This window comes from Streptomyces huiliensis (assembly GCF_020037025.1).
In the GTDB taxonomy this organism is placed as follows: domain Bacteria; phylum Actinomycetota; class Actinomycetes; order Streptomycetales; family Streptomycetaceae; genus Streptomyces; species Streptomyces huiliensis.
Genome location: NZ_JAIQLH010000118.1, coordinates 1 through 3,133, shown reverse-complemented (window position 1 = coordinate 3,133; position 3,133 = coordinate 1). Strand labels below are relative to the sequence as shown.

Annotated in this window: 2 protein-coding genes; both read right to left on the bottom strand. The window is 77.1% G+C overall.

Annotated features, from left to right (window positions below):
* Window positions 1–568, bottom strand: a 568-nt coding sequence (locus JNW98_RS20925; RefSeq protein ID WP_223769806.1) for a PucR family transcriptional regulator ligand-binding domain-containing protein, incomplete at its 3' end; no start/stop codon positions are given.
* Between the two features lie 105 nt (window positions 569–673).
* A complete protein-coding gene (locus JNW98_RS20920; protein WP_443732502.1) occupies window positions 674–3,091 on the bottom strand; it encodes an ATP/GTP-binding protein in 2,418 nt (805 codons plus the stop codon).
* Window positions 3,092–3,133 lie beyond the last annotated feature (42 nt).

Genomic DNA, 3,133 nt, shown 5'->3' with positions numbered 1-3,133 from the left:
CGCGCCGGGCGGCCCAGTCGGGGGCGGCCGCGACGACCGCGCCCGAGGCGTCGTACAGGGCGGCCCAGCCGTCGACGTACGCGGCGAGCCGGGCGAGCAGCCCGGCGGGGCCGTCGGGGCCGAGGGCGGCCCGGGTCAGCTCCCGCTGGGCGGCGAAGCCCGCGGTCACGGCCCGGTACTGGTCGGCGGCGATGGCGGCGGAGACGGCCTTGCTGATGGCGATGAAGGGGGTGCGCCGGGGCACCTCAAGCAGCGGCAGCCCGGCTTCCTCGGCGGCCTCGACGAGGGCGGGCGGCACCTGTTCGTAGTTGACGCCGACGGCGAACCCGAGGCCGACGACGCCCGCCCGGACCAGCCGCCCGACGTAGGGGCGCACGGTGTCCGGGTCCGCCGCGTCGATCTTCATGGCGGTGATCAGCAGCAGCTCGCCGCCCTCCATCCAGGGCACCGGGTCCGCCAGCTCGCTGACGTGCGCCCAGCGGACGGGGGTGTCCAGCCGCTCCCGGCCCGCGAGCACGGTGAGCTTGAGGGAGGAGTGGTGGACGAGCGAGGCGAGCGTGGGAGGCATGGCACCTTCGGGTGAAGCGGCACGGCGACCGGGCCGTCCCGTATGAACTGCTGTGACCGATTCTGCCTCAGCGGAGCAAAAGCCGCGGCCCAGACGGGACGGGCCTCAGTCCCGCAGGTTCACCAGCACCGGCGGCGTCGCCACCCCCCGCACCGACGTCACCGACAGCACCGCGTGCCCCGGCGGCACCGCGTGTGCCAGTTCGGACGCGGACCAGCGCTCGCGCTCCACCGTGCGCACGGTGACGGACTGGGCGGTGACCGCGCGGCCGGTGACCACCCGGCGCAGCACGTGCAGGGCCCGGGTGAGCGGCTCGTGGGCGATGATCTGGCGGTCGGTGACGTCGCGGGTCTCCACCCACTCCTTGCCCCAGACCTCGGCGAACCGCGCGCCGTCCCACGTGGTCACGCCGGAGAAGGCCATCCGGCAGCCGACGGTGCCGAGCAGGGCGCTGCGCAGCGTCTCGGGTACGTCGTCCAGGGTGCGGAGGGTGAGGACCGCGCCGGCGTGCGCGGAGCGCAGCCGCTGGAGGCCGCGCACCGACTCGGCCGTCACCGTGTGGGTGGCGTCGTCGAGCACCAGGCAGGCGAAGAGCGAGCGGTCGGCGCGGGCGGCGGCGGACTCGGTGAACTGGGCGAGGATCAGCCGGGCCAGCATCCGGGACGCCTCCGCGTGGCCGCGCTCCGGCAGGTCGATCCGGACCCGCAGCGGGTGCTCCAGGGTGCGGAGGGAGAAGGTGCGCTTGGGGTCGCCGGTGTCGAAGAAGCCCGCGAACGCCGGGCGGTCGAGGAGCGCGACGCGGTCGGCGAGCATCGGCGCCGGGTCACCGGGCCGCCGCGCCTGCCGCTCGCGGGCGTCCAGCTCCCGGGCCAGCGCGCCCTGGCCGGTGGCCGCGAGCCGGTCGCGGAGCGCGTCGACCGCCGCCGGCGAGCCGTCGAGCAGCTCGCGCAGCTCCTGGACGGACGGGAAGCGGCCGTGGGCGCCGTGGTACGGGCCGAGGATCTGGGCGAGGGCGGTGGCCGCGCGCCGGCCGTCCCCGCCGGGGAGCGCGGCGGCGAGGTCGCCGACGAGCCCCTCGGCGAGGATCGCGGCGGCCTCGTCGGGGTCCTCGGTGCCGCCGTACAGATCGAGGTCGTAGGCGGAGTCCGGCCGGCCGATGCGGATCACCACGTCGAACGCCTCGTCGGGCGCCAGGGCGGTGCCCGCGGCCCCCACGGCGACGACGGCCGCACGCCCGGCGAGGGCCTGGAGGCACAGGGACTCCAGCACCGGCCGGACCAGGCCGGCGGTCTTGCCGCAGCCGGGGGGGCCGACGGCGAGCAGCGAGGTGCCGAGCAGGCCGGGCTCCAGGGCCCAGCCGACGCCGCGGTGGTCGTAGGGGTTGCGCCGGTCCTCGGCGGCGGTGCCGATCCGGACCTGGCCGGTGACCAGGTCGTGCCGGGCGGCCCGGACGGGCAGGTCGCGCGCGCCGGACGGGTGGGCGCAGGCGGCGGCGCCGGCCCGCAGCACGGCGTCGGTGAAGGCGGGCCGCCACTCGGGCCGGTTGCGGACGGCCTCCCAGGCGCGCTCGATCCGGGCCCGGTCCACGTCGTTCATCAGGCCCCGGCGGGCGTCGGCCGCGAGCCGCTCGGCGGCGTCGGGGGCACCCTCGGCACGCAGCCGGGGCCAGTCGGCCGGGTCCTCGTCGGGAACGGGCGGGGCGGCGCGCCCGGTGAGCGCGCCGGAGGTCCGGGGCGGCCGGTCCGGGGCCCTGTACCGGCGCCAGAGCTCGCCCCAGCAGCCGATCCGGGCGGCGGCGGTGAGGAAGAGGACGATGAAGAGGGTGTAGTAGGCGTAGGTGGCGTAGAAATACATCGGCGGGCGCATCCAGGAGACCGGGATGACCCGCATCAGCGGCCACAGCCAGATTTCCCCGAAGACGTCGTAGCAGAGCTCCCAGGCCGCGACCGCGCCCGCCAGCGCGAGGGCGGCGCGCCGGACGAGAAGCGGCCGGGGGATCCGGTCGGGCCGCTCGGGGAGCAGGGCGGGGGGCAGCCGGACGCCGGTCCGGCGCTTGAGGGAGGACCAGGCCGGGCCTCCGTAGCGGCGCCAGATCTCGGGGACGCGGCCGATGCGGGCGAAGAGGACGACCAGGCCGCAGAACCACAGGCCGTAGTAGACGTACGAGGACAGCATCCACTCGCGGGTCAGCTCGTCCCAGTCGCCGGGCACCAGCGCCTTGAGCGGCCACTTCCAGTACGGCCCGAAGTACCCGTGCCACAGCAACGACCAGACCAGCCACCCGCACAGCATCGAGATCACCGCGCCCCCGACGAGCTGCCGGCCGGGGGTGCGGCCGATCTCCTCGGGCGGTTTGGGGCGGTGGCCGAAGCGCCAGACGCCGGGCTGGGCGGCCGGCCGGGGGGTGCGCAGCCAGGTCAGGAACGGGTGCTCGGCCTCGGGCGCCGCGCCGGGCGCCGACGGGCGGCGCGGCGCCGGCGGGGAGACCGGTGGGGCGGTCGGCGGAGCGGTCGGTGGGGCCATCGGCGGAGCAGGCGGCGGGACGAACGGGGCCGTGGGCCCGTC